The 23,736-nt window shown below is 33.2% G+C and carries 20 protein-coding genes; 9 read left to right on the forward strand and 11 right to left on the reverse strand.

What is annotated here, in order from left to right; genetic code table 11:
- The first annotated feature begins 98 nt into the window (after nucleotides 1-98).
- On the forward strand, nucleotides 99-3,056 hold the full coding sequence (locus JBKA6_RS01375) for a UvrD-helicase domain-containing protein (protein WP_096685109.1): 2,958 nt from the start codon (nucleotides 99-101) through the stop codon (nucleotides 3,054-3,056).
- Between the two features lie 11 nt (nucleotides 3,057-3,067).
- On the opposite strand, the gene purE is transcribed toward JBKA6_RS01375, so the two are convergent.
- Nucleotides 3,068-3,529 (reverse strand): 5-(carboxyamino)imidazole ribonucleotide mutase, encoded by a 462-nt coding sequence (purE, locus tag JBKA6_RS01380; RefSeq protein ID WP_172843124.1) that lies wholly within the window; start codon nucleotides 3,527-3,529, stop codon nucleotides 3,068-3,070.
- A 153-nt stretch (nucleotides 3,530-3,682) separates the two neighbouring features.
- On the opposite strand from purE, the gene bcp reads away from it, so the two are divergent.
- The 5 genes from bcp to ccsA all read left to right on the forward strand — a co-directional run bounded on the left by bcp (nucleotide 3,683) and on the right by ccsA (nucleotide 10,360).
- Nucleotides 3,683-4,135: a thioredoxin-dependent thiol peroxidase gene (gene bcp / locus JBKA6_RS01385; RefSeq protein WP_096685112.1), complete on the forward strand. Its 453-nt coding sequence runs from the start codon at nucleotides 3,683-3,685 to the stop codon at nucleotides 4,133-4,135.
- A gap of 2 nt (nucleotides 4,136-4,137) precedes the next feature.
- Nucleotides 4,138-5,157, forward strand: a complete 1,020-nt coding sequence (recA, locus tag JBKA6_RS01390) for a recombinase RecA (protein ID WP_096685115.1) — start codon at nucleotides 4,138-4,140, stop codon at nucleotides 5,155-5,157.
- A 77-nt stretch (nucleotides 5,158-5,234) separates the two neighbouring features.
- Entirely contained in the window at nucleotides 5,235-6,422 is a 1,188-nt protein-coding gene (locus tag JBKA6_RS01395; protein ID WP_172843089.1) for an HD domain-containing protein, read from the forward strand.
- 23 nt (nucleotides 6,423-6,445) lie between these two features.
- Nucleotides 6,446-7,219 (forward strand): diadenylate cyclase, encoded by a 774-nt coding sequence (locus JBKA6_RS01400; RefSeq protein WP_096685120.1) that lies wholly within the window; start codon nucleotides 6,446-6,448, stop codon nucleotides 7,217-7,219.
- Nucleotides 7,220-7,225: 6 nt separating this feature from the next.
- Nucleotides 7,226-10,360, forward strand: a complete 3,135-nt coding sequence (gene ccsA / locus JBKA6_RS01405; protein ID WP_096685123.1) for a cytochrome c biogenesis protein CcsA — start codon at nucleotides 7,226-7,228, stop codon at nucleotides 10,358-10,360.
- Between the two features lie 56 nt (nucleotides 10,361-10,416).
- On the opposite strand, the gene JBKA6_RS01410 is transcribed toward ccsA, so the two are convergent.
- The 10 genes from JBKA6_RS01410 to lysS all read right to left on the reverse strand — a co-directional run bounded on the left by JBKA6_RS01410 (nucleotide 10,417) and on the right by lysS (nucleotide 20,448).
- The gene (locus tag JBKA6_RS01410) at nucleotides 10,417-11,043 is read right to left on the reverse strand and encodes a WbqC family protein (RefSeq protein WP_157776866.1); all 627 of its coding nucleotides are present in this window, start codon (nucleotides 11,041-11,043) and stop codon (nucleotides 10,417-10,419) included.
- A complete protein-coding gene (gene lepB, locus JBKA6_RS01415) occupies nucleotides 11,040-12,560 on the reverse strand; it encodes a signal peptidase I (protein ID WP_096685129.1) in 1,521 nt (506 codons plus the stop codon). The genes JBKA6_RS01410 and lepB overlap by 4 nt, the downstream gene beginning before the upstream one ends.
- A 27-nt stretch (nucleotides 12,561-12,587) precedes the next feature.
- Complete coding sequence (gene dapB, locus JBKA6_RS01420) at nucleotides 12,588-13,289, reverse strand: 4-hydroxy-tetrahydrodipicolinate reductase (RefSeq protein WP_096685133.1); 702 nt, start codon at nucleotides 13,287-13,289, stop codon at nucleotides 12,588-12,590.
- Between the two features lie 3 nt (nucleotides 13,290-13,292).
- Complete coding sequence (locus tag JBKA6_RS01425; protein ID WP_096685137.1) at nucleotides 13,293-13,952, reverse strand: DUF5683 domain-containing protein; 660 nt, start codon at nucleotides 13,950-13,952, stop codon at nucleotides 13,293-13,295.
- Nucleotides 13,953-13,970: 18 nt separating this feature from the next.
- The gene (locus JBKA6_RS01430) at nucleotides 13,971-14,831 is read right to left on the reverse strand and encodes a ParB/RepB/Spo0J family partition protein (protein WP_231952067.1); all 861 of its coding nucleotides are present in this window, start codon (nucleotides 14,829-14,831) and stop codon (nucleotides 13,971-13,973) included.
- A 4-nt stretch (nucleotides 14,832-14,835) separates the two neighbouring features.
- Nucleotides 14,836-15,600 (reverse strand): ParA family protein, encoded by a 765-nt coding sequence (locus JBKA6_RS01435; protein ID WP_096685143.1) that lies wholly within the window; start codon nucleotides 15,598-15,600, stop codon nucleotides 14,836-14,838.
- A gap of 146 nt (nucleotides 15,601-15,746) precedes the next feature.
- Nucleotides 15,747-16,172 (reverse strand): SufE family protein, encoded by a 426-nt coding sequence (locus tag JBKA6_RS01440; protein WP_096685146.1) that lies wholly within the window; start codon nucleotides 16,170-16,172, stop codon nucleotides 15,747-15,749.
- Nucleotides 16,173-16,175: 3 nt separating this feature from the next.
- Nucleotides 16,176-17,648 (reverse strand): proline--tRNA ligase, encoded by a 1,473-nt coding sequence (gene proS, locus JBKA6_RS01445; RefSeq protein WP_096685149.1) that lies wholly within the window; start codon nucleotides 17,646-17,648, stop codon nucleotides 16,176-16,178.
- A gap of 156 nt (nucleotides 17,649-17,804) precedes the next feature.
- A complete protein-coding gene (locus JBKA6_RS01450) occupies nucleotides 17,805-18,896 on the reverse strand; it encodes a 3-dehydroquinate synthase (protein WP_096685151.1) in 1,092 nt (363 codons plus the stop codon).
- 58 nt (nucleotides 18,897-18,954) lie between these two features.
- Nucleotides 18,955-20,448, reverse strand: coding sequence for a lysine--tRNA ligase (gene lysS / locus JBKA6_RS01455; RefSeq protein ID WP_096685153.1), 1,494 nt, complete (start codon nucleotides 20,446-20,448; stop codon nucleotides 18,955-18,957).
- A 151-nt stretch (nucleotides 20,449-20,599) separates the two neighbouring features.
- On the opposite strand from lysS, the gene JBKA6_RS01460 reads away from it, so the two are divergent.
- The 3 genes from JBKA6_RS01460 to JBKA6_RS01470 are packed head-to-tail and all read left to right on the forward strand — an operon-like array spanning nucleotide 20,600 to nucleotide 23,718.
- Nucleotides 20,600-21,448 carry a universal stress protein gene (locus tag JBKA6_RS01460; protein WP_096685155.1) on the forward strand — a complete coding sequence of 283 codons (849 nt, stop codon included), beginning with the start codon at nucleotides 20,600-20,602 and terminating at the stop codon, nucleotides 21,446-21,448.
- Nucleotides 21,449-21,464: 16 nt separating this feature from the next.
- Nucleotides 21,465-22,715, forward strand: coding sequence for a cation:proton antiporter (locus tag JBKA6_RS01465; protein WP_096685158.1), 1,251 nt, complete (start codon nucleotides 21,465-21,467; stop codon nucleotides 22,713-22,715).
- A 49-nt stretch (nucleotides 22,716-22,764) separates the two neighbouring features.
- A complete protein-coding gene (locus JBKA6_RS01470) occupies nucleotides 22,765-23,718 on the forward strand; it encodes a phosphoribosylaminoimidazolesuccinocarboxamide synthase (protein WP_096685162.1) in 954 nt (317 codons plus the stop codon).
- The last annotated feature ends 18 nt before the right edge of the window (nucleotides 23,719-23,736 follow it).

Here is a 23,736-nt window from a genome sequence, read left to right on the forward strand (position 1 = left end):
TTTATAATGAACATTTTAGAAAGTTCAAATTATCTAAGTAGTTTACATTTGTATCGTGTGTGAAAAAGACATCTTTTAACAGAGTATAACCCTAGAAAATGTCAAATTTTATAATCTATAACGCCTCGGCTGGATCTGGAAAAACCTATACTGTAACTAGAGAATATCTAAAACTATGTTTGGATAAGAATCCCTATGCTTTTAAAAATATATTAGCCGTGACTTTCACAAATAAAGCTGCCCAAGAAATGCGTGAGAGGATCATAGGTGATTTAATCAAAATAAAATCTAATCCTCAAGATGAAAAATTACTCTCCATAGCAAAGGAGTTAAATGAAGATGAAAATACTGTCAGAAAAAAAGCTGTAGAATTATTATCTAATATACTCCACAATTATTCAGATTTTCCCATTTGCACAATAGATAAATTCTTTCATCAGCTCGTAAGGGTCTTTGCCGTGGAAATGAAACTGCAAAACAATTTCAGTTTAGAAACAGATATGAGCACATACTCAAAAAGAGGTGTAGAGAGCCTTATGGAAGATATAAATGTAGATGAAGACACCACCTCATTTCTAACAAAATTCGCTTTGCAAAAGATAAATACAGATGAAAAATGGGATGTCAGAAAAGACTTGATAAAAATATCTAAAAGCATAGAGAGGGAATCTTTTTATGATAGACTACCTAAATTAAAGAGAATAAAAAAAAGCGATGTAGATGAATTATTACAAATATTTTCTGAGAAAACAGATGGAACAGTTTTAAGAGAAAATGCAAGAGCTCTTTTAAATAAAATAAAAGACAAAGATCTAGAAAACAGTTTTAGACGCGGTTGTCTCCCTAACTATCTCAGCAAAATTGAAAATGGAGATTCAACAAAAGTTCAATCTACACTTATAAAGTGCATTAATGGAGAGTCGACTTGGTGTCCAAAAAGCAGAGCCTCAGATGAAGACACAGTACTGTCTATGGAAAGTGATATTATCTCTTTTATTAATTTTTCTGTTGAGAAAACAGAAGAAATAGAGAGATATAAAAACGCACAAAAAAAACTTTATCCCACTATACTTTTACACAAAGTAAATGAGAAGATAGAAAATATAAAAAAGGAAAATAATATCATCTTCATTTCAGATTTTAACAAACTCATATCAAAGAGAATAAAAAATCTACCAGCTCGGTATATATATGAGAAAATAGGAGAAAAATACAAACACTATTTTATAGATGAATTCCAAGATACTTCGTCTATGCAGTGGCATAATTTTTTACCTCTTTTAGAAAATTCTACATCCCAAGGCGGTGATGTTACCTTGGTAGGAGATGGGAAACAAGCCATCTATAGATGGAGAAATGGAAATGTAAAACAATTCTTAGATCTTTCTTCTGACCCTAATAACTTTCAAAAGACACTAGAATACAATTTCCGAAGCGCTGGAAAAATAGTAGAATTCAACAATGTGTTTTTCTCTTCTGTAAAAAATATCTTAGAGGATAAAGAAAATATTAAAGTTTACGATAGTCAGCAAAAGGTAGGCGCTCAGAATTTACATAATGAGGGGTTTGTGCAAATAAGTACTCTGGAAAAAGATCAAGAAACTGTTTTATCAGAGATTAAAATCAAAATAGAGCAATGCCTAAGCAAAGGATATCTAAAAGGTGATATAGCTGTAATAGTTCGAAATAATAGTGAAATTAAACTAATAGCAGAATATTTAATATCTAACAATATAGAAGTAATCTCTTCGGAAGGGCTGTTGTTGAAAAATCACTCTGAAATAAATTTTTTAATCAGTATTTTAAAAGCCTTAGCCAACCCTTTGGATAAAAAATATTTGGCCCATATATTGATTTTTTTAGGGGAAATGGATTTTATATCTAAAGATGTAGATATTTTGGGTTTTTTTAAAAGACACGACATAAAATTGGATTTTATAAATCAACTATCCATTTACGAATTAACAGAATTTTTAGCTTTTAAGTTCCTAGATGAGGAGTATAAAAGTAATGTTTACATACAAAATTTATATGATGAGATATTACATTTTACAAGTAGAAATATAGACGACTTACACAAATTTTTAGAGTATTGGGACACTAGAAGAAAAGACAGAGCTTCAATATCATCACAATCGAATAATGGAGTAAAAATACTGACCATACACAAATCTAAAGGCCTTGAATTTCCAATAGTGATAATCCCTTTTTTAAATTGGAAGATAAATCTCTCCAAAGAGATAGACTCTATTGATATAAACGGAATATCTTTTGATATATCTGCCAAATATTCTGAAAATCATCAAATGATAAAACAAAATGTTTTTTTTGACAACCTAAATTTATTATACGTAGCATTTACCCGAGCTCAAGAACACTTGTATTTATTTACCAATACGACTAAGAAAAAAAACATAGATGATATATCTGATGTCAGCCATATAATGGAACTATTTCTAAAGGGCAGATCTAGTTATGAGTTGGGAGTGCAAAAGTGTTTTTCAAACAAGAAAAATGATCATAAGTCGACATATACTGTAGAGAATATAGTGTTTAACAACTGGAGAAAAAGAGATCAGTTATCCATAGAGGTACAAGCTCAGAAGAGATGGATAGATAATCCTAAAACGCTATTTGGAAACACAATACACGATATCTTATCTAAAATAGAATCAGAGAAAGATCTAAAAAAAGTATTGATCAACACCCTAAACGAGGGAATTATAAATTATAAAGAAAAAAATCAGTTACACAGATTGATAGAGGGTATTGTAAATCACAAAAAAATAAAACCTTTCTTTTCAAGTGATGTTTATACAATAAATGAAAGAGACATTGTATTGGAAGATGGAAAAGTGCTGCGCCCCGATAGAGTAGTTGTATTTCCAGATAAATCTATAGGCATTTTAGATTTTAAAACAGGTGAAAAAAAAGACGAAGATAAAATTCAGATAAAACAATATATATCAACTTTAAAAAGGCTAGAGCGATTGGAAAGTATAAAAGCCTTTTTAGTATACACCAAAAATGGAATACAAGTCGAAGAGGCACTATAGGGAACTAAAGGTTATCCAACTTTTTCTGCAAGAGACTTTTTAAATTCTATTACTTTATTTTTAACATCTTCATTGTGAACGCCTATTATTTGAGCTGCTAATATAGCAGCATTTGTGGCTCCGTTTAGGGCTACAGTAGCCACGGGCACTCCAGAGGGCATCTGTAATATGGACAGTATAGAATCCCATCCATCTATAGAATTACGAGATTTTATTGGGACTCCTATTACAGGAAGAGGAGATAGGGAGGCTACCATTCCAGGTAAATGAGCTGCCCCTCCTGCTCCTGCTATGATAACTTTGATATCCCTATTGTGTGCAGAATAAGCGTATTCAAACATTTTTTCTGGGGTTCTATGAGCTGAGACAATTCTGACTTCGGTCTCTATATCCATATTTTTTAGAAATTGATTTGCTTCTTCCATGACAGGTAAGTCGCTTTTGCTTCCCATGATTATACCTACTTTCATAATTGATTTGCTATTGATGTGCTTTATTTATAGGTTTTTTTAGACGCTGACAAAAGTAAATAAAATGAAATATTAAAAGTTAGTTAATAGATTTTGCACATTAATATTACTTTTGTTTCAACACTTAGAAGTTCCGTTCCAAAAAATATTAGTTTTATGACTCATTTAAAAAAAGGTGATGTAGCCCCACATTTCACATCAAAAGATCAAGACGGTCAAACCGTATCTCTTTCGGATTTTAAAGGGAAAAAATTGGTCTTATTTTTTTATCCAAGAGCTAACACCCCAGGATGTACTGCAGAGGCTTGTAACCTAAGAGACAATTATTCAAAATTAGAAGAAAATAATTATCAGGTTTTAGGTGTTAGTTGCGATACACAAAGCAAGCAACTCAGTTTCAAGGAAAAAAAAGAATTGCCTTATTCTCTTTTGTCTGATACGGATCAAAAAGTAGTTGAAGCTTATGGGGTTTTTGGAGAAAAAAAATTTATGGGAAAATCATATAACGGTATTTTTAGAACTACTTTTATAATAGATGAAAACGGCATTATAGAAGAAGTAATTACTGATGTTAAGACCAAAGATCACACAAATCAAATATTGAAATAAAAATGTCGGACAAACAATCAGACAAACAAAGGGAAGAAAAGCGAAAAGCTTTAGATCTAGTTTTAGATAAACTAGATAAATCTTATGGCAAGGGAACCGTAATGAGGATGGGCGATGCGCCTATAAGAGAGATAGATGTTATTCCTACAGGGTCTTTAGGCTTGGATTTAGCTTTGGGAGTAGGGGGTTATCCTCGTGGGAGAATAATAGAGATATACGGTCCTGAGTCTTCTGGAAAAACGACCTTAACGCTACACGCTATAAATGAGGCTCAAAAATTAAATGGCACAGCAGCCTTTATAGATGCCGAACACGCTTTCGATATGTTTTACGCCAAGAAATTAGGTATAAATATAGAAGAACTCATTATTTCTCAACCAGATAATGGAGAGCAGGCTCTTGAGATAGCAGATAACTTAATCAGATCAGGGGCTATAGATATAATAGTGATAGACTCTGTGGCTGCACTCACTCCAAAGAGTGAGATAGATGGAGAGATGGGAGATTCAAAAATGGGAATTCACGCCAGGCTGATGTCTCAAGCCTTGAGAAAGCTAACCTCTTCTATTAGTAAGACTAAGTGCACTATGATTTTTATAAATCAGCTAAGAGATAAAATAGGTGTTATATACGGCAATCCTGAGACCACCACAGGAGGTAATGCATTGAAATTTTACTCTACTATTAGATTGGATATCAGAAAGAAACCAGCTATAAAAGATGGAGATAAGGTCATTGGAAATCCCACAAAGGTCAAGGTAGTAAAAAACAAAGTAGCTCCTCCATTTAAGACTGCAGAATTCGATATCATATATGGTGAAGGCATCTCTCAAATAGGTGAAATCCTAAACTTAGCTGTTGATTTCGACGTTTTGAAAAAGAGCGGATCTTGGTTTAGTTATAAAGATAAAAAGTTAGCTCAAGGCAGAGAAAATGTAAAGAGTATTCTGAAAGAAGACCCTGTTTTATTAGAAGAGTTAAAGGCAGTGGTAAAAGAGAAGATTGGGGAAGTAGATCAATAGATGAGAATTTTACCTTGAAAAAAATACCATTAGAAAAAAACATTGCGTTTAACGATCCTATTTATGGTCCCATAAATATGAAGGACCCTCTCATACTCGAGTTAATAGAGACTAGGTATTTGCAGAGGATGAGGAGAATAAATCAGCTAGGCTTAACGCATATGGTATATCCGAGTGCGCATCACACTAGGTTTAGTCATGCCATAGGAGCTATGTATCTTATGAATATTGCTTTAGATACCTTAATATCTAAGGGGAATGTCATAACCCAACAAGAAAAGCAAGCAGCTTTGATAGCTATACTATTACACGATATAGGGCATGGTCCTTATTCTCATGCATTGGAAAATATAATCTTAGAAGTGCATCACGAAAAATTGTCTTTAGAGTTTATGACTATTCTAAACGATCAATTTCAAGGGAAACTGTCTATGGCTATAGAAATCTTTAAAGGTGATTATCAAAAGAAATTTTTACATCAGTTAGTATCTAGTCAATTTGATATGGATAGACTAGATTATTTAAAGAGAGATAGTTTCAATACAGGTGTGATAGAAGGAGATATAAATTCTTTGAGATTACTCTCTATGCTAGACATAGTCGAGGATGAGTTAGTAATAGATATAAAGGGAATATACTCGGTTGAGAAATTCATTTTTGCCAGGAGATTTATGTATTGGCAGGTCTACTTACACAAGACGAGTACCTCTACAGAGGTCATACTAAAAAACATATTTAGAAGAGCCAAGGAATTAGTTAAAGAGGGGTTTGATTTACCATCTGATGGAATAGGATTTTTCCTGAGAAATAATAATGATAAAGCCTTTCTAGATGAAAACAAACAAAACACATTAGAGGCATTTAGTCATATAGATGATTCCGATATAATGTGTTTGGTAAAGAAATGGCAATACGCAGAAGATTTGATATTGTCTAAGTTGAGTTCTATGTTGATAAATAGAAAATTATTTAAAACCAAGATATCATCGACCCCATTTGATCTTGAAAAGATAGAAGATGTAAAAAAAAGAATAGGTGATAAATACGGAATCACCTTAGAACAGAGTTCGTACTTCATAGGTCAGATAGAAGCTAGAAACACATGTAATATAAAGGATAGTATAAAATTCTTGGATGAGAATAATAATTTAATTAATATGTGTGATGTATCGCAACACTACAAATTCATATGCAATTCTACCGATGAGGTAAAATACATTCTGTACTTCCCCAAGGATTTTTTACCTATTATAGATATTTTCTAAGTTTGTCACAAATATAATACGTTGTGAATTATATAGACTTCGGGGTATTAGACATAATAGATATTATATTAGTAGCTATACTGATCTATCAAGGTTATATATTTTTAAAGAGGAAAGTAACTCTTAATATCTTTATTGGAGCATTAATAGTTATAGTTGTTTGGAAGTTGGTAGGGATGCTAGATTTGGTGCTTCTAAATGAGATTTTAGACAAGATAGTAAGCGTTGGTGTATTAATTTTGGTAGTTGTATTTCAACAAGAGATACGGACTTTTTTGTTGATGATAGGTACGAGCAAGTTCACTAATATCCCTTTTATTATGAATCGTTTCTTCAGCGATAATATGGTTTTAGATTTGAAGATAGACTTAAAAGCAGTAATGGATGCCTGTCAGCTATTTTCTTCTACCAAGACTGGGGCTCTCATAGTATTAGAACGCAATAATAATTTGGACGATATTATTCAGACCAAAATCGATATGAATGTAGAGTTGAATTCAGCTATTTTAGAGAGTATATTTTTTAAAAATAGCCCTTTGCACGATGGAGCTATCATAGTTAGGGGGAATAAAATCATAGCAGTGAGGGCAGTGTTACCAGTGTCCGAAAAAAAACACATACCTAGAAATATGGGACTCAGACACAGAGCGGCCGTAGGGATTACAGAAGACACTGATTCTTTGGTTATAATAGTTTCAGAAGAGAGTGGTGAAATTTCCTATGTGACTCGTGGAGCAATCGTCAGAAATGAATCTGTCAAGGAGTTATTCGATAAGATAAAGAAAGAGATGGCATAATAATTTATGGAAAACAAAAAGACTAATATTAAAATAACCAATAGTATAGAAAGAGTATTATTTTCTACCAAGCTGGCGTTGATATTAATACTAACATATGCTGTATCTATGGCTCTTGGCACTTTTATAGAAAATGATTACGGCACTCCTGCAGCAAAAAATATTATATATGAAGCTCTGTGGTTTGAAGTAATACAGGTTTTGTTAGCTATAAATTTTATAGGTCATATATTTAAGTATAAGCTAATCGAGAGAAAAAAGTATTCTCTTCTAACTTTTCATATAGCTTTTATAGTAATCCTGCTAGGAGGTGCAATTACTAGGTATATCAGTTTTGAGGGCATTATGCATATTAGAGAGGGAGAACAAAGCGATTATATTTTGTCTTATAATAATTACTTGCAAGTTAGGATAGATAATGATAATCAGCAAAAAGTATATGCTCCAAAAAGAAAAAATCTATCGGAAATAGGCAACCGATATTTCGAACATAAGTACGATTTTTTAGACCGAGAAATATTCTTGAAATATGTAGATTTTATCCCCAACGCCAAAAGAGATCTAATCCAATCTCCTGGAGGCAAGTATACTTTACACTTAGTAAGCACTTCGGATAATGGCCGAGATAATATATATATACAAGATTTAGAAACTAAATTGATTAACAATTTGGTCTTCACTTTGAACAATGAGCAAAAAGGAGCTGTAAATATCTTTTTAAAAGATGGAGAATTGTACTTTAACTCTCCTTTTCCCACCACTTTTATGCGCATGTCAGATAAACACGAAGGATCTTTAGAAAAGGATATGACCCATAGCTTTAACCAAGCTACCTTATATGATTTTTCAGGAGTCAAAATAGTTCTCAAAGAGGTTTTTGACAGTCTTAGTTTTAAGTGGATAAAAGGTGATAAAGAGGATAATGCTGAAGATGTTTTAATTCTAGATGTCTGTCTAAACCATGAGAGTAAAAAGGTCGAATTAAAAGGGGGCAAAGGCTCTTTTAACAAGATGAAAGAAATAGAAATAGGCGGATTAAATGTAAATATTAGGTATGGTGCTAAAAAAATAGATTTGCCATTTGCTATTAGGTTAGATAAGTTTAATGCTGAAAAGTATCCTGGAACTATAAGTAGTTATTCTTCCTTTGCTAGTGAGGTTACAGTCATAGACCAACAAAATGATGTGATTATTCCTTATAGGATTTTTATGAATAACGTCTTGGATTACAGAGGGTATAGATTTTTTCAATCTTCTTTTGATTCAGATGAGAAGGGTTCAGTTTTTTCTGTAAATCACGATTTTTTAGGTACCACAGTCAGCTATATAGGTTATATGTTATTGCTAATAGGAATGTCCTGGACTCTTTTTAGTAAAAAATCTAGGTTCTCAAAGCTGAAGAAAAAGATAGATATCATAAGTGAGAAAAAACAAATTTTGCTCTTTTTATTATCTGTGCCTTTTCTTAACTCAAATGCTCAAATTAATGAAGTAAATAATAAGAGTATAGATGTAGACTCTATAAAGAAAACTATTGCCATAGATAAGCAGCACTCTGAAAAGGTGGGATATCTCTTGGTTCAAAACAAGGGCCGAATAGAACCTATCAACACATTGGCTTCTAAGATTCTGAGGAAGATACACAGGGAAAATCACTTTGAGAATTACAGTGCTAATCAGGTGTTTATATCTATGATGTCTAATCCTATGTCTTGGCAACATATCCCTTTTATATATGTCAGTAATAAGGATTTACGAAACAAATTTGAAGCAAAAAAGTATATAGCTTTTCTAGATGCTTTCGACGAAAAAGGCACTTATCTATTGAGAGATGAAGTCTCTAAATCGTATAAAAAAAAGCCTTTGGCACGAACTGAATACGACAAGGCTATTATGGCCCTAGACGAGAGAATAAATATTTTATATTCTCTTTTACACAAAGGTTTTTTAGAGATATTTCCACTTCCAAATGACAGTGATAATAAATGGTATTCCCCTGTGGGTGATATCAGTATGTTCCAAAAGAAAGATTCCCTATTTATAACAAATGTCTTTGGTTGGTATCTAGAAGAGTTAAAAAAAGCTAAAGAGACAGGAAATTGGAAAGATGCAGATAAAAAAATAGAATACATAAGTAAATTCCAGAGGAAATACGGTTGGGAGATAATTCCATCTGACAGTAAAATAGAGGCCGAGATATTTTATAACAAAGTAGATATTTTCAACAGGTTGTTCAAATACTATCTCTTGTTGGGCATATCTATGCTGATGGTTTGTTTTGCCACTATATTTATCAATCGTTCTAGAGTATTAAACTATTCTTTATTTTTTTTAGGAGGCCTTACTGTACTGTGTTTTATAGCTCATACTTTAGGTTTGATTTTAAGGTGGTACATCTCTGGAAATGCCCCTTGGAGTAACGGATATGAGAGTATGATTTATGTAGGTTGGGCCACTATTTTATCGGGGATAATATTCTGTAAAAAATCTCCTATAACTCTTTCTTCTACTGCTATTTTAGCTTCGTTGATACTGTGGGTTGCCAGTCTGAATTGGCTAGATCCAGAGATAACCAATTTACAACCAGTTTTAAAATCCTATTGGTTGTCTATTCACGTATCTGTCATTGTGGCTAGTTATGGCTTTCTAGCTTTAGGAGCTCTGTTGGGATTATTAGTTTTGATCATAATGATTTTTTCAAGCAAAAAAAATACAGATAGGATAGTGTTGACTATAAAAGAATTGACCTATATAAATGAGATGACCATAACAATAGGGCTATTTATGTTGACCATAGGCACATTTTTGGGAGGTGTTTGGGCGAATGAATCCTGGGGTAGATATTGGGGATGGGACCCTAAAGAGACATGGGCTTTCATAAGTATTTTCGTGTACTCTCTGATACTTCATATGAGGTTAGTTCCTTTTTTAAAGGGTGTTTTTCAATTTAATATGGCTTCGATATTGGGATTAGGCTCTATAATAATGACCTATTTTGGGGTTAATTATTATTTAGGAGGAATGCACTCTTATGCAAAAGGCGATCCCTTGCCAATACCTGATTTTATATATTACATAATAGTGAGTATAATTTTTATAGGTATTGTGTCTTTTTTTAGAAAAAGGCGTTTGAATATATAGTCAAGAGGCTATTTAAGAAGTTATAAACACAAGACAAAGCAAGTGAGAATCTCTTTCTAAAAAGAGTTTTCAGTTAGTAATAATTCTAGGTATTGAGAGGCGTTAGGTCCTTCCGAGAAGATTAAATCTAAAATACTCAGATTGGCTAAAAATCCGTGTTTATCTGAGAAGACCTGTGTATAAGGAGGGAATGTCAATTCACTTTTTATTTTGGGGTGAATTTTTCTAAAATCTACAGTGTCAGAATCTATTTGTGATTTATAAGTATTTGTTTTTTCATAAAAGGGCTTTATCTCTAGGATATTAGAAATGACCTCGTGTATTTTAATATTTAGGTCTACTAAGAATTGTTCTTTTTTCTCAAAGATCAGTTTAATTTCTTCTTCATAGAATTCAAAATAAGGTGATGATCTATAGGCTGAATATATAGAGTTCCAATGATGAGATTGCCAAAGGTGATCATAAGATATTTTTACATCTCTTATCTTTTGGTTATTGTCACCTGTGTGGATTATTGGAATACTCAAGCATAATTTTCCGTTTGCTCCGAAAATACAGAATCTATTTCTATAAGATTGTTTCTGAAAATGTTCTTCCCACTCGAGTATTGGTAAGTGATTTATCCATCTAAAATAATATTCTATAGGAGGAAAATAACTTAGGCAAAACAATCCTTTTTTCACGCAGATTTTTTGTTTCTTCTCATCCTATATAATTTCGTTCCCGAATATAAAATCGTTATGATTATTAGAAATGGTATTAAATAAGATTTGAGTTTACCCTCTCCGTGTATTACACTTATTAGGCGTTCCCATCTGATTTTTTCCAGACCTTCTTTTGTAGAGTCCCAACTCATCCAAATAAGAACGGGTTTACCTACTATATGATCTTCAGGAACAAAGCCAAAAAAACGAGAGTCTAAGGAATTATGACGATTATCTCCCATCATCCAATAGTAATTCTGTTTGAAAGTATAAGTCGACGCTATTTGATCATTTATGAAAATATCATTTCCTCTTACTTGTAAAGTGTTATTTTCATATACGGAAATCAACCTTTCATAAAGGGGTAAATTATCCGTATTTAACTCCACAGTAGATCCCTTTTCGGGTATGAGAATGGGGCCGTAATTATCTGCGTTCCACTTTTCTCCCTTTGGGAAAATACTAGGATCAGCAACTTGTTTTGGATAAATATGTCTCTCAACTGATATAACACCTTTTATATCAGCAATTTTTTTTGCACTATCTCCTGTTAGAAACAAAAGGTATTTATTGTTGTATAATTCACTTATTTTCTCGGTAATATTAAATTTCTCACTTAATATTTTTGTGTTCAATTTCGTGCCATCTGTCATAACAGTATATAAAAATTGTATTTTTTTTCTATCGGTTTCAGATTCTTGTTTTGCATTTACAAATAGAGTTCCAGATTTTATCTCTAATGAATCACCACTGATAGCTACACATCTCTTTATGTAATTTATCTTTTTGTCTATTGGCTTGATTACTGTGTTTTGCCTTTCATCTAGAGTATCTGCTGGCCAATTGAACACGACAATGTCATTATTTTCGATATCTGCTATTTTTGGCATTCTAAAATAAGGGAGCTGTATTTCTTTTATATAAGAGGGAATATTGATAAATGGTATCTTGTCGTGAATTAATGGTAAAGAAAAAAATGTCATGGGGATTCGTACACCGTATATCAATTTATTTACAAATAAAAAGTCTCCCACTAACATAGATTTCTCCATAGAAGATGTAGGAATGGTATATGCTTCGAAAGTAAATATTCGTATGATGCTAGCTCCTACAACAGCAAATAAAAGCGATCCAAAAAAAGTATTGTCTTTCTTTTTTATACTTTGTTTGTTGTAAGGGCTCTTGTCGAAATAATTAATATAAAGTATATAAGTGCTCAAGCTCAGCACCACGAATATTTTTTCATTTCTACTTCTCTTTCCAAAACGATCTATTAGCTCTACCCATATTACTGGCAACATGACTACATTGACAGCAGGGCACCAAACTAAAAATACCCACCACCAAGGGCGTTGTATAATTTTTAGAATGATGATTGTATTATATATTGGTATTGCTGATTTCCATGGAGAATAACCCGCCCTTTTAAAGAGATTACAATTTCTAAAAAAGAGATATATATGACCTACGATGAGTAGTAATATAAAGTTATTCATGTTTTTTTATTAAAAATTTAGTGCGCCTTACAGCTCTAGAATATCTCTAAAAGAGAAGACTCCTTTTTTCCCCAAAATCCATTCTGAGGCTAACATTACTCCCATTACAAATCCCTCTCTGCTATGGGCAGTGTGTTTTATTTCTATATCGTCTATATCAGACTTATATAAAACCGTGTGTGTTCCCGTTGTATTATCCACTCTCTTTGCCACTATAGGTATATCTTCAGGCCTTTGAGAATGGTTTAAAATCCATCGTGTCTTATCTGTTTGATTTATTATTTCCTCAGCAATTTTAATAGCCGTTCCACTAGGGCTGTCTTTTTTTTCTGTGTGATGAATTTCTTCTATGCCTACAGAGTAATTTTTGAATTTACTCATAATCTTAGAAGTCTTTTTTATTATTTCGAAAAATATATTTACTCCTATACTAAAATTAGAAGAATACAAAAATGTGCCTTCGTGTTTTGTACATAATTCTACTATTTGGGGGTAATTATCTAACCATCCAGTAGTGCCAGATATGACAGGAATCTTATTTTCTATACACTGTTTAATATTTTCAAAAGCGCCTGATGGAGTGCTAAATTCTATTGCTATATCTGCATTGTTAAAATTTATATTACTCTGCTTTTTTTCTATTCTGGCGACTATTTTATATCCTTTTTCAACAGCGGTTTTTTCAATAGCCTTACCCATTTTACCATATCCTAAAAGAGCTATATTCATAATTTAAAAATCATATGCTATTTTTAATCCCACAGAGTGTATATCATTCCTATCTAATATCAGATTCGGCTTTATAGATAGAGCAATGTCGGTATTGAAGCTGTATAGATGAGCATAAACTAAAGCATCTATTATATTGAGTACATATACTCCCGTTAATACAATTAGTGATACATTTCTCAATCTAAGGTATATGTCCTGCCCCCTTAATAAAGTGTTTTCATTGCTGTAAGTGTCATAGAATTCATCTTTTTCGCCTTTTTGTCTTATGAAATAGGCTTTTCTAAATTGTTCGTATTTCAAATCGTATATTACTCCATAGTATGCACAGAGACTCATGGCTGCATATATAACTGGTATTTTCCAATAATCTTCATTGTAAACTTGTCCTAATCCTGGTAGGACCGAAGAATAAAAAGTAGCCTTTGAAGGTGATTTATATACAGTATTTAAAAGTTTTTTAATTTGATAGTCACTATCTTTTAGTTCAACGGCAGAACTTTCAATATTGTTACTTTCTATCTGATCGACAGAATTTTCATTACTGTTTTGTTCTATTTTATCATCAGACTCTTTATCATTGTCTAGCTCATCTATTTGAGCAAAACAAGAGTAAATAGGAAATATTAATATTATTAACAAGTGTATTTTTTTCAATTTCATACTACCCTAGTAATACAATTAATTGTTTAATATTCCCTTTATTCTATTGAGATCTATATCGTTGTTAAAGTGAATTATAATTTTTCCTTTGCCAGCTTTGTTTACTTTTAATTCCACATTGCTTTCCAAGAGGGAAGACAATTTTTTTTCATCGGCTTTGTATTTTTCAGACAGAGGAATAATCGTTGGCGCTACTTTTTTATGATGATAATTTCTTACTAGTTCCTCGGTTTTCCTCACTGATAAATTTTTTGCTACTATCTCTTTGTAGAGGTCCATTTGTATATTGTGGTCTTCAATATTAATGAGGGCTCTACCATGTGCCATACTTATAATTTTATCTCGTATACCGCTTTGTATTATGGGATCTAGTTTTAGAAGTCGGAGGTAATTGGTAATGGTAGAACGATCCTTGCTCACTCTTTGACTCATCTCTTCTTGAGTAAGGTTACATTCGTCTATGAGCCTTCTATATGATAGAGCTATTTCTATAGCGTCTAAGTCTTGTCTGTGTATATTTTCGACCAGTGCTATCTCTAGCATTTCTTGGTCGTCAGATACTCTTATGTAGGCTGGAATAGTTTTTATGCCAGCTAATTTACTAGCCCTTAATCTTCGTTCTCCTGCCAGTAATTGGAATTTACCATTTTCTAAAATGGTTACAGTAATAGGCTGTACTACACCTAATTGCTCAATAGATTCTGACAGTTCTTTAATATGTTCAGAATTAAAATTTGTTCTAGGTTGGAAAGGGTTAGGAGATATTTTATCTATATCTATCTCTATAATTGTATTGACTACTTCTTTTATTTCTTTATCTCCCAGAGAAGGTTGCCCTAGAAGGGCAGATAATCCTTTACCTAATACTTTCTTTGCCATAGTTTCAATTATTTTTCTCTATGATTTCACTGGCTAAATTCATATAGTTAATAGCACCTTTACTTTCAATATCGTATTCCATTATGTTTTGGCCAAAACTAGGAGCTTCACTCAAACGAATATTTCTGTGTATAATAGTTTTAAACACTATGTGCTCGAAATGTTTTGTCACATCGTTCAACACTTGATTTGACAGTCTAAGTCTCGGGTCGTACATAGTCAGCAAAATACCTTCTATATTTAATTCTTTATTATGAGTGTTTTGTACGCTTTTTATGGTGTTTAGAAGTTTTCCCAAACCTTCAAGGGCATAGTACTCGCACTGTATGGGGATTATAATAGATCTGGCGAGAGTGAGAGCATTCAGAGTCAACAGACCTAGAGATGGAGCACAATCTATAATGATATAGTCGTAATTATCACATATGGGATATACTGCATCTCTCAACATGTATTCCCTATTTTCTATATTGACTAATTCTATCTCGGTGGCTACTAAGTCAATATGAGAAGGCATTAGATCTACATTTGGAGTACTCGTAGATATTATGCATTCTCTTGCAGGGAACTCATGTCCTAAACATTGATAGGTACCCTTATTATAACTTATGGCATCGACTCCCAATCCTGAAGTAGCATTGGCTTGTGGGTCGGCATCTATGAGTAATACTTTTTTTTCTAAAACTCCTAATGCGGCAGATAAATTGACAGATGTGGTCGTTTTGCCCACCCCCCCCTTCTGATTAGCTATGGCTATTATTTTAGTCATATTTAGTATAACGCTATATTGATTACAACAAAAATATTAAATCTTTATTTACCCCAAATGTATATTAAATCCTTCTGATAAAAAGAGAAGTGTAAATCAACATTGAATAACTATTTTTAGTTGAAAAAGTTCATATGATCTGACTATCAGTTTTTCATTTTGGTCTTTAGGGCTATAGCGTAAAATTTTATTTGTTTTATCATAACTAATAAGCCGTTAGATCGTGTAGGAGTCAAGTGTTCTTTTAAGCCTATTTCATCTATAAAATCAGTGTTAGATTGAGCTATTAGCAATGGGTCTTGGCCATTGAATACCCTCAACATAAGAGCTATTAACCCTTTGGTGATAACCGTATCACTATCGGCAGAAAAATATACTTTGTCATCTTTTATATGAGCGTAAAGCCACACTCTAGATTGGCATCCCTTTATGATATTGTCATCTGTTTTGTGCTCTTGACTCATCACAGACATCGATTTACCTATCTCTATGAGATGTTCATACTTATCTAACCAATTGTCGAAAAGGGAGAACTCCTCTATTATTTCTTTTTGTATCTCCTCTATTGTCATAGATCAATAAGCCTTAGCGAAGATAACTCTTCTATTAGAAGGCTCACCAGAGTAGATGCATTTTCCTTCCTCTTGTTTGGAATCTAATAATATACATCTTATCGATGCCTGAGTTTCCTTTTTTATCGCTTCTTCGGTATGGGAAGTTCCGTCCCAATGAGCTGATATAAATCCACCTTTTTGCTTTAAAACTTCTTTGAATTCTTCATAAGAGTTGACCTCTACAGTATTTTTTGCTCTAAATTCCTCAGCCTTTTTTAATAGATCAAACTGCATGTCTTCTAATGTGATTTCTATTTTTTCGCTTAATATATCTTGGGATATTACCTCTTTAACTAGAGTGTCTCTACGAACTAACTCTACAGTATTTTCTTTTAATTCTTTCATCCCAATACTGATTCTCACAGGCACTCCTTTTAATTCGTATTCATTGAATTTCCATCCTGGCTTTTTATTGTCATTGTCGTCATATCTCACAGATATGCCTTTTGCATCTATAGATTTTTTTATTTCTTCAACCCTATTTGATATCTCTTTTAACTCTTTCGCATCTCTATATATAGGGATTATGACTACTTGTAGAGGCGCTAGCTTAGGTGGTAATACAAGTCCTTTATTATCCGAGTGCGTCATGATTAGAGCTCCCATTAGCCTGGTGGAAACACCCCAAGATGTGGCCCATACAAAATTGGTGTCTCCTTTTTCATCGGAAAATTTAACGTCGAAAGCCTTAGCGAAGTTCTGACCTAAGAAATGAGAAGTTCCAGCTTGCAAAGCCTTTCCATCTTGCATAAGTGCTTCTATGCAGAATGTCTCATCTGCTCCAGCGAACCTTTCACTGTCGGTTTTAATTCCTTTTATGACAGGAATAGCCATAAAATCTTGAACAAAATCAGAATATAAATCTAATATTGTCTTAGCCTCTTCTATGGCTTCTTCTCTTGTGGCATGAGCGGTATGTCCTTCTTGCCATAAGAACTCTGTGGTTCTGAGAAAAAATCTAGTTCTCATCTCCCATCTCACTACGTTCGCCCATTGATTTATCAAAATAGGTAAATCTCTGTACGACTGTATCCACTTTCTATAAGTATCCCATATGATGGTTTCTGAAGTGGGCCTGACTATGAGCTCTTCTTCTAATTTTGCATTTTCATCTACTACTAAATTTCCATTTTCATCATTCTTTAATCTGTAATGTGTGACTACAGCACATTCCTTAGCAAAACCATCTACGTGTTTTGCTTCTTTATTCATATGAGATTTGGGAATGAAAATTGGAAAATAAGCATTTACATGCCCTGTATCTTTGAACCTTTTATCCAGTTCTGCCTGGATCTTCTCCCAAATAGCATATCCATAAGGCTTTACGACCATACATCCCTTTACGCCTGAGTTTTCAGCTAGACCAGCTTTTACTACCAACTCGTTATACCACTTGGAATAATCCTCTTCTTTTTTTGATAAATAGTTTTGCATATTACAATTTATAAGCCCTGATATAAGGGCAGCTAAGGTAGTGAAATGTATTTTTTTAATACGTTTTTTTTAGCCTCTTATCGATCACATTATTTTTAAAAAAATCGTTTAAAAGAGCATTGTCCTTTTAAACCTGAGTTCGATTAATAGTTAATACTAGATCGATGATCTTTTACGGTTGTAATACAATAAAGATTGCGATATAATATCTGCTTCTACAGAAATATCCGTCTGACATTTTCCTATCTGACAGAGTAGAGAAAAACTATTTGTCCCCAATTCATTTTTCTTATCGTACTTTATGAGTTCTATAACGCTAGAAAAATCAAACTTATCTATATATACTAACTCATGTACAGAGAAAATATATTCTTCTATCTCTTGAACACTGCAAATGGGTAATCCTAATTTTATATGAGAGATATAAGCCTCTGCAATCATCCCAATAGCTATTGCTTCTCCGTGTAATAGTGTTTTTTTATTCGGATCGTTCAAATACAACGATTCTATAGCATGACCTATGGTGTGTCCAAAATTAAGTGCTTTTCTGGGTCCCTTTTCCCTTGGGTCGACCCTTACTATACAGCTTTTTATATCTATGGATTTTGGAATAAACTTCTCTATATTCTTAGGACTTATGTGTCTTATAGATCGTATCTCTTCCCACATTTTTTCATCATATATAAGTGCGTGTTTTATCACTTCAGAAAATCCTGAGCGCAACTGTTTTGCACTTAAGGACTCTAGGAAAGTGACATCTATAGCCACCTTGACAGGATGTGAAAATAGACCTATGTGATTCTTTAACCCTCTAAAATCTATTCCTGTTTTGCCTCCAAAACAAGCGTCTACCATACTCAACAGATTCGTTGGGATATTTACAAATCGAACTCCTCTTTTAAAACAAGAACAAGCAAAAGATCCCATATCGGTCAAAACACCTCCGCCTAAATTTATCACCAAGCTCTTTCGATCTGCACCCAATTCAGTCATCTTTTGCCATATATAAATACAGGTCTCTATGGTTTTATTCTCTTCTCCAAAAGGAATTTTTATCAGATTATGATCGCTTAATGTGATATTAGAAAGTAAATGAGGCAAACAGTATTTATGGGTATTGTTATCTACCAAAACAAATATCTTCGAGTAGAAGCCTTCTTTTAGAAATTTATCTAAACGCAACAGAGAATCTCTGCCATAAAAAATTCTATTTTCATCTAGAGAAAACTCAGATAGCGCATTAGACATCAAAAAATAATTTTAGTGATCAATGACACAGTTTAGACCCTTTGAGTGGAATACTTTTTTAAGATTTTTCAGGTCTCATCTGAGGGAAAAACAGCACCTCTTGTATGGAGTCGTTGTTAGTCATCATCATGACCAATCTATCTATTCCTATTCCTATTCCCGCCGTTGGAGGCATTCCATATTCTAGAGCTCGTATAAAATCCTTGTCTATGAACATTGCCTCATCATCTCCCTTTTTAGACAACTCTAATTGAGCCTTAAAACGTTCTTCTTGTTCTATAGGATCATTCAACTCTGAATAAGCGTTAGCTATTTCTTGTCCATTTACTATCAATTCGAAACGTTCAGTCAAATCAGAGTTTTCTCTATGCCTCTTAGAAAGAGGACTCATCTCTATAGGGTAGTCTGTGATAAAAGTAGGTTGTATGATATTCTTCTCACATTTTTCTCCAAAAATCTCATCTATGATTTTCCCTTTACCTAGATTTTCATCTACTTGTATCCCCAATTTTTTACAGACTTTATGCAATTGTTTTTCATCCATACCAGATATATTTACTCCAGTGTGTTGCTCTATGCTATCTATTATAGAAATACGCTTATACGGTTTGGAAAATTCTATTTCATTTTTCCCTACCTGTATTTTGGTCTTTCCGTGTATAGCAAACGTGATCTTTTCTAGTAACTCCTCGGTTAGATTCATCATCCAGTTATAGTCCTTGTAAGCCACATAGAGCTCCATTACGGTAAATTCTGGATTGTGTTTTTTATCCATCCCCTCATTGCGAAAATCTTTGGAAAATTCGTATACCCCATCAAAGCCACCTACTATAAGTCTCTTTAAGTACAGCTCATTAGATATTCTTAGATACAGAGGGATGTCTAAAGCGTTGTGATGAGTTATAAAAGGTCGTGCTATAGCTCCTCCTGGTATAGGCTGTAAAACAGGCGTTTCCACCTCTATATAATCCCTTTCATTTAAAAAGGTTCTTATGGAATCTATAATTTTTACTCTTTTGATAAAAGTATCTTTTACATTGTCATTTACTATCAGATCTACATATCGTTGTCTATAACGAAGTTCTGTATCGCAAAACACATCGTGACTAGTACCATCGGCATCTGTTTTGACTATAGGGATAGGTTTTATAGACTTAGATACTAGAGTCAGCTCTTCTACGTTGACTGTAATTTCGCCTACTTTCGTTTTAAATACAAATCCCCTTACCCATATGATGTCGCCTATGTCTAATAGCCTTTTGAAGACATTATTATAATACTCTCCGTCTCCTGATATGTTGTCTCTAGTTATATACAACTGTATTCTACCAGAAGAGTCCTTTAATTCTACAAAGGAGGCCTTACCCATTATTCTACGACTCATAATTCTGCCAGCTAGGGAAACCGTCATTTTTTCTCCGTCAAATTTGTCGAGTATATCCCTTGCAGTAGAGTCTACCTTAAACTCTTTAGCTGGATATGGATCTATTCCTAATCCTACTAGCTCTTGTAGAGATTTTATCCTTTCTATTTCTTGTTCAGACCGTTGCATTACCTTCTCTTTTAATGGATGAAAAGCAGCAAAATTACGCTAAAATAATTTGGAATACTCTTGTATTTGTATGTAGTTTTTTGTTTAAAAAAATTAAAAATAAACCCATACTTTAGCACCTCAATTACTAAGAATATCTATAATAGCTATTATGTCATTTGATAAAAAAAGCTGCCATTTTAAAAGAATAGGTACTGCGTTAGGGTTTTCTCCTACTATGAAAGCAGTTTTAGCACAGGCTTGCAGAATATCTAAACTATACGGTGCAGAGATGATACTCATACACGTGGGAGAGGAAACTCAAGGGAAAGTCAGCAAAATAAATTCTATTGCAGAAGAATTGGACATTGACATGAACAATGTAACTATAGTATGGGATACTGGCGATGTAGAGAAAGTGATTTTGAAAAATACTAAAAAATACAATCTAGATTTATTGATTATAGGAGCTTTGGAGAGAGAGAGTTTTTTGAAACATTATTTGGGCTCTGTGGCTAGAAACTTATCTAGAAAGGTGGATTGCTCTCTTTTGATGGTCGTTAATTTCAGTAATACTCAAAAGCCTTTTAATAAAATAGTGGTGTCTGGATCAGAAGATCCAAAAACACCGAGAACTATCTCTACAGCAGCGTACATATCTGAAGTCGAAAAAGCCAAAGAGCTATACGTGGTCAGAGAAGTCTATGCCTCTGCATTTATCGACACATTGGGAAACACTAATGAAAAGGAGAAAAAAAATATCAGGTTTAAGTATATAGATAAAGCATACAAATCTTGTAGTGAGTACATAAAGAAAATAGGGATAAACATCCCTTTAAAAATAAAGGTGATAATAGGGAAAAAAGGATATTCTATATCTAATTTTTCTAGGTTTAGAAATGCCGATCTATTAGTTATTAACTCTCCTAGTAAAAAGTTTTTTTTCTTAAATAGAGTTTTTCCCCACGATGTGGAGTACATATTATCAGATATACCTTGTAATCTACTTATAGTAAAATAACCTTATTGCATATGTCATGGATCACAAGGATATCACTTATTTTTTTCTCAGTCTAGGAGTCATATTGATCTTTTCTAGGCTTTTAGCAGAAATTTTCAAACTCATAAAAATGCCATCTGTTGTAGGCGAGATAGTGGCAGGTATAATTTTAGGGCCAACAATATTGGGATATTTTTTCCCAAATACATTTGATTTATTATTCCCTTTCGTAAATTATCCAGAAGCCTACAACTCTGTATCTATAGCTATGGATTCTATTATATCTATTTCCTTAGTTATGTTGTTGTTTGTAGCTGGTTTGGAAGTTCAGTTGCCAATGGTAATAGAAAGAGGTAAAAACGCTTTGATAATTACCTTTTTTGGAATGCTCATTCCCATTTGTGCTGGTTATGCAGTAGTGTGGTCTCTGCCTGATATGTTCGTTATAAACGACAGTTTTGATAAAAACACATATAGTCTTTTTATAGGGATAGTGCTCTCTATAACGGCTCTTCCTGTCATTGCTAGAATAATGATGGATATGAATATATTCAAAACGCGAATGGGGATGACTATAATAGCATCTGCTATGGTTATAGATTTGCTCGGCTGGCTGATTTTTTCGGTAATACTATCTGTTATAGATAGTTCTGCAGAGAAGAAATCTATTTGGCAAACCGTAATCTCTATAATCTCTTTTGGAAGCATTATGCTAACTGTAGGAACCAAGATTGTAAACAGTGGGTTGCCTTGGGTGCAATCTAAATTCTCTTGGCCAGGAGGAGTATTATCTCTTTCTTTGGGTTCTTGTTTTCTAGCTTCAGCATTTACTGAGTCTATAGGGGTGCACTCTGTTTTAGGAGCATTCATTATGGGGATTACAATAGGGGATTCGGTTAATCTCAAAAATAAAACAAATGAGATAATACATCAATTTATAAACAATGTATTTGCTCCTATATTCTTTGTTTCTATAGGCTTATATGTCAATTTCATAGAAAACTTCGACATAAAACTAATATGCATTATTCTGATTATATCTTACTTGAGTAAGATATTAGGGTCTAAGATAGGATCTTCAGTAGGCGGGATAAGAGGCAAGGAAGGATGGGCCATCGCTATGGCTATGAATACTCATGGCGCTTTGGAAATAATCCTCGCTACTTTGGCTTTAGAAGCAGGATTGATAAATAGTCAATTATTAGTAGCCATTGTCATCACCGTTATTTTAAGTATTATAACTACCGTTCCTCTGCTAAAGGCTTTCTTGCCAAAGAAGATAGAGTAACACTTTTGAGGTCTTAAAAAGACACTAAACTCAGTTACAGATAAAGAAAATGAAAAACACTATTACGAGTACAGATTTTAATTTTTTAGGTCAAAGATCTGTGTATAAAGGTAAAGTCAGAGATGTATACAACATAAACGATGATGTATTAGTAATGGTAGTTACCGACAGACTATCTGCTTTTGATGTAATCTTACCAAAGGGGATCCCTTACAAGGGACAGGTTTTAAATTCCATAGCTATAAAGTTTATGGAGCAAACCGAGAACATAGTACCTAATTGGATAATCCATTCTCCAGATCCCAATGTTATAGTTGGGCATTTGTGTGATCCTTTTAAAATAGAGATGGTCATAAGGGGTTATCTATCTGGTCATGCTTGGCGTGTATATAAATCTGGAATCCGTAAATTATGTGGAGTAGTACTCCCAGAGGGATTAAAAGAAAATGAAAAATTACCCCATCCCATAATAACTCCTACAATCAAAGCTGATATAGGCCAACATGACCAAGACATAACTAAAGAAGATATAATCAAAAACAATATAGTTTCACCAAAAGAATGGGATATTCTCCAAGAGTATACTTATTCTCTTTTTGAAAAAGGATCTGAGATAGCAGATAATAAAAATCTTATATTGGTAGATACCAAATATGAATTTGGAAAGAACAAAGATGGTAAAATACTACTTATAGATGAGTTGCACACTGCTGATTCTGCTAGATATTTCTACAAAGATGAATATGATATCACACAGAGCAAAGGAGGAGAGCAAAGGCAACTATCCAAAGAATTCGTAAGACAGTGGCTTATATCTAAAGGCTTTCAAGGTTTAGACAAGCAAAGTATTCCCGATATGAGCGATGATTTTATACAAATTATATCACAACGATATATAGAGTTATATGAAAAGATTACTGGTGAAGTATTTTCCAAAGAAGATTCTAATGATCCTTTAACCCGTATAAAAGAGAATGTAGACAATTTTTTGAAAACGATTTAAACCTCCAAAATACAAGAC

Source organism: Ichthyobacterium seriolicida, from assembly GCF_002369955.1.
Taxonomy (GTDB): domain Bacteria; phylum Bacteroidota; class Bacteroidia; order Flavobacteriales; family Ichthyobacteriaceae; genus Ichthyobacterium; species Ichthyobacterium seriolicida.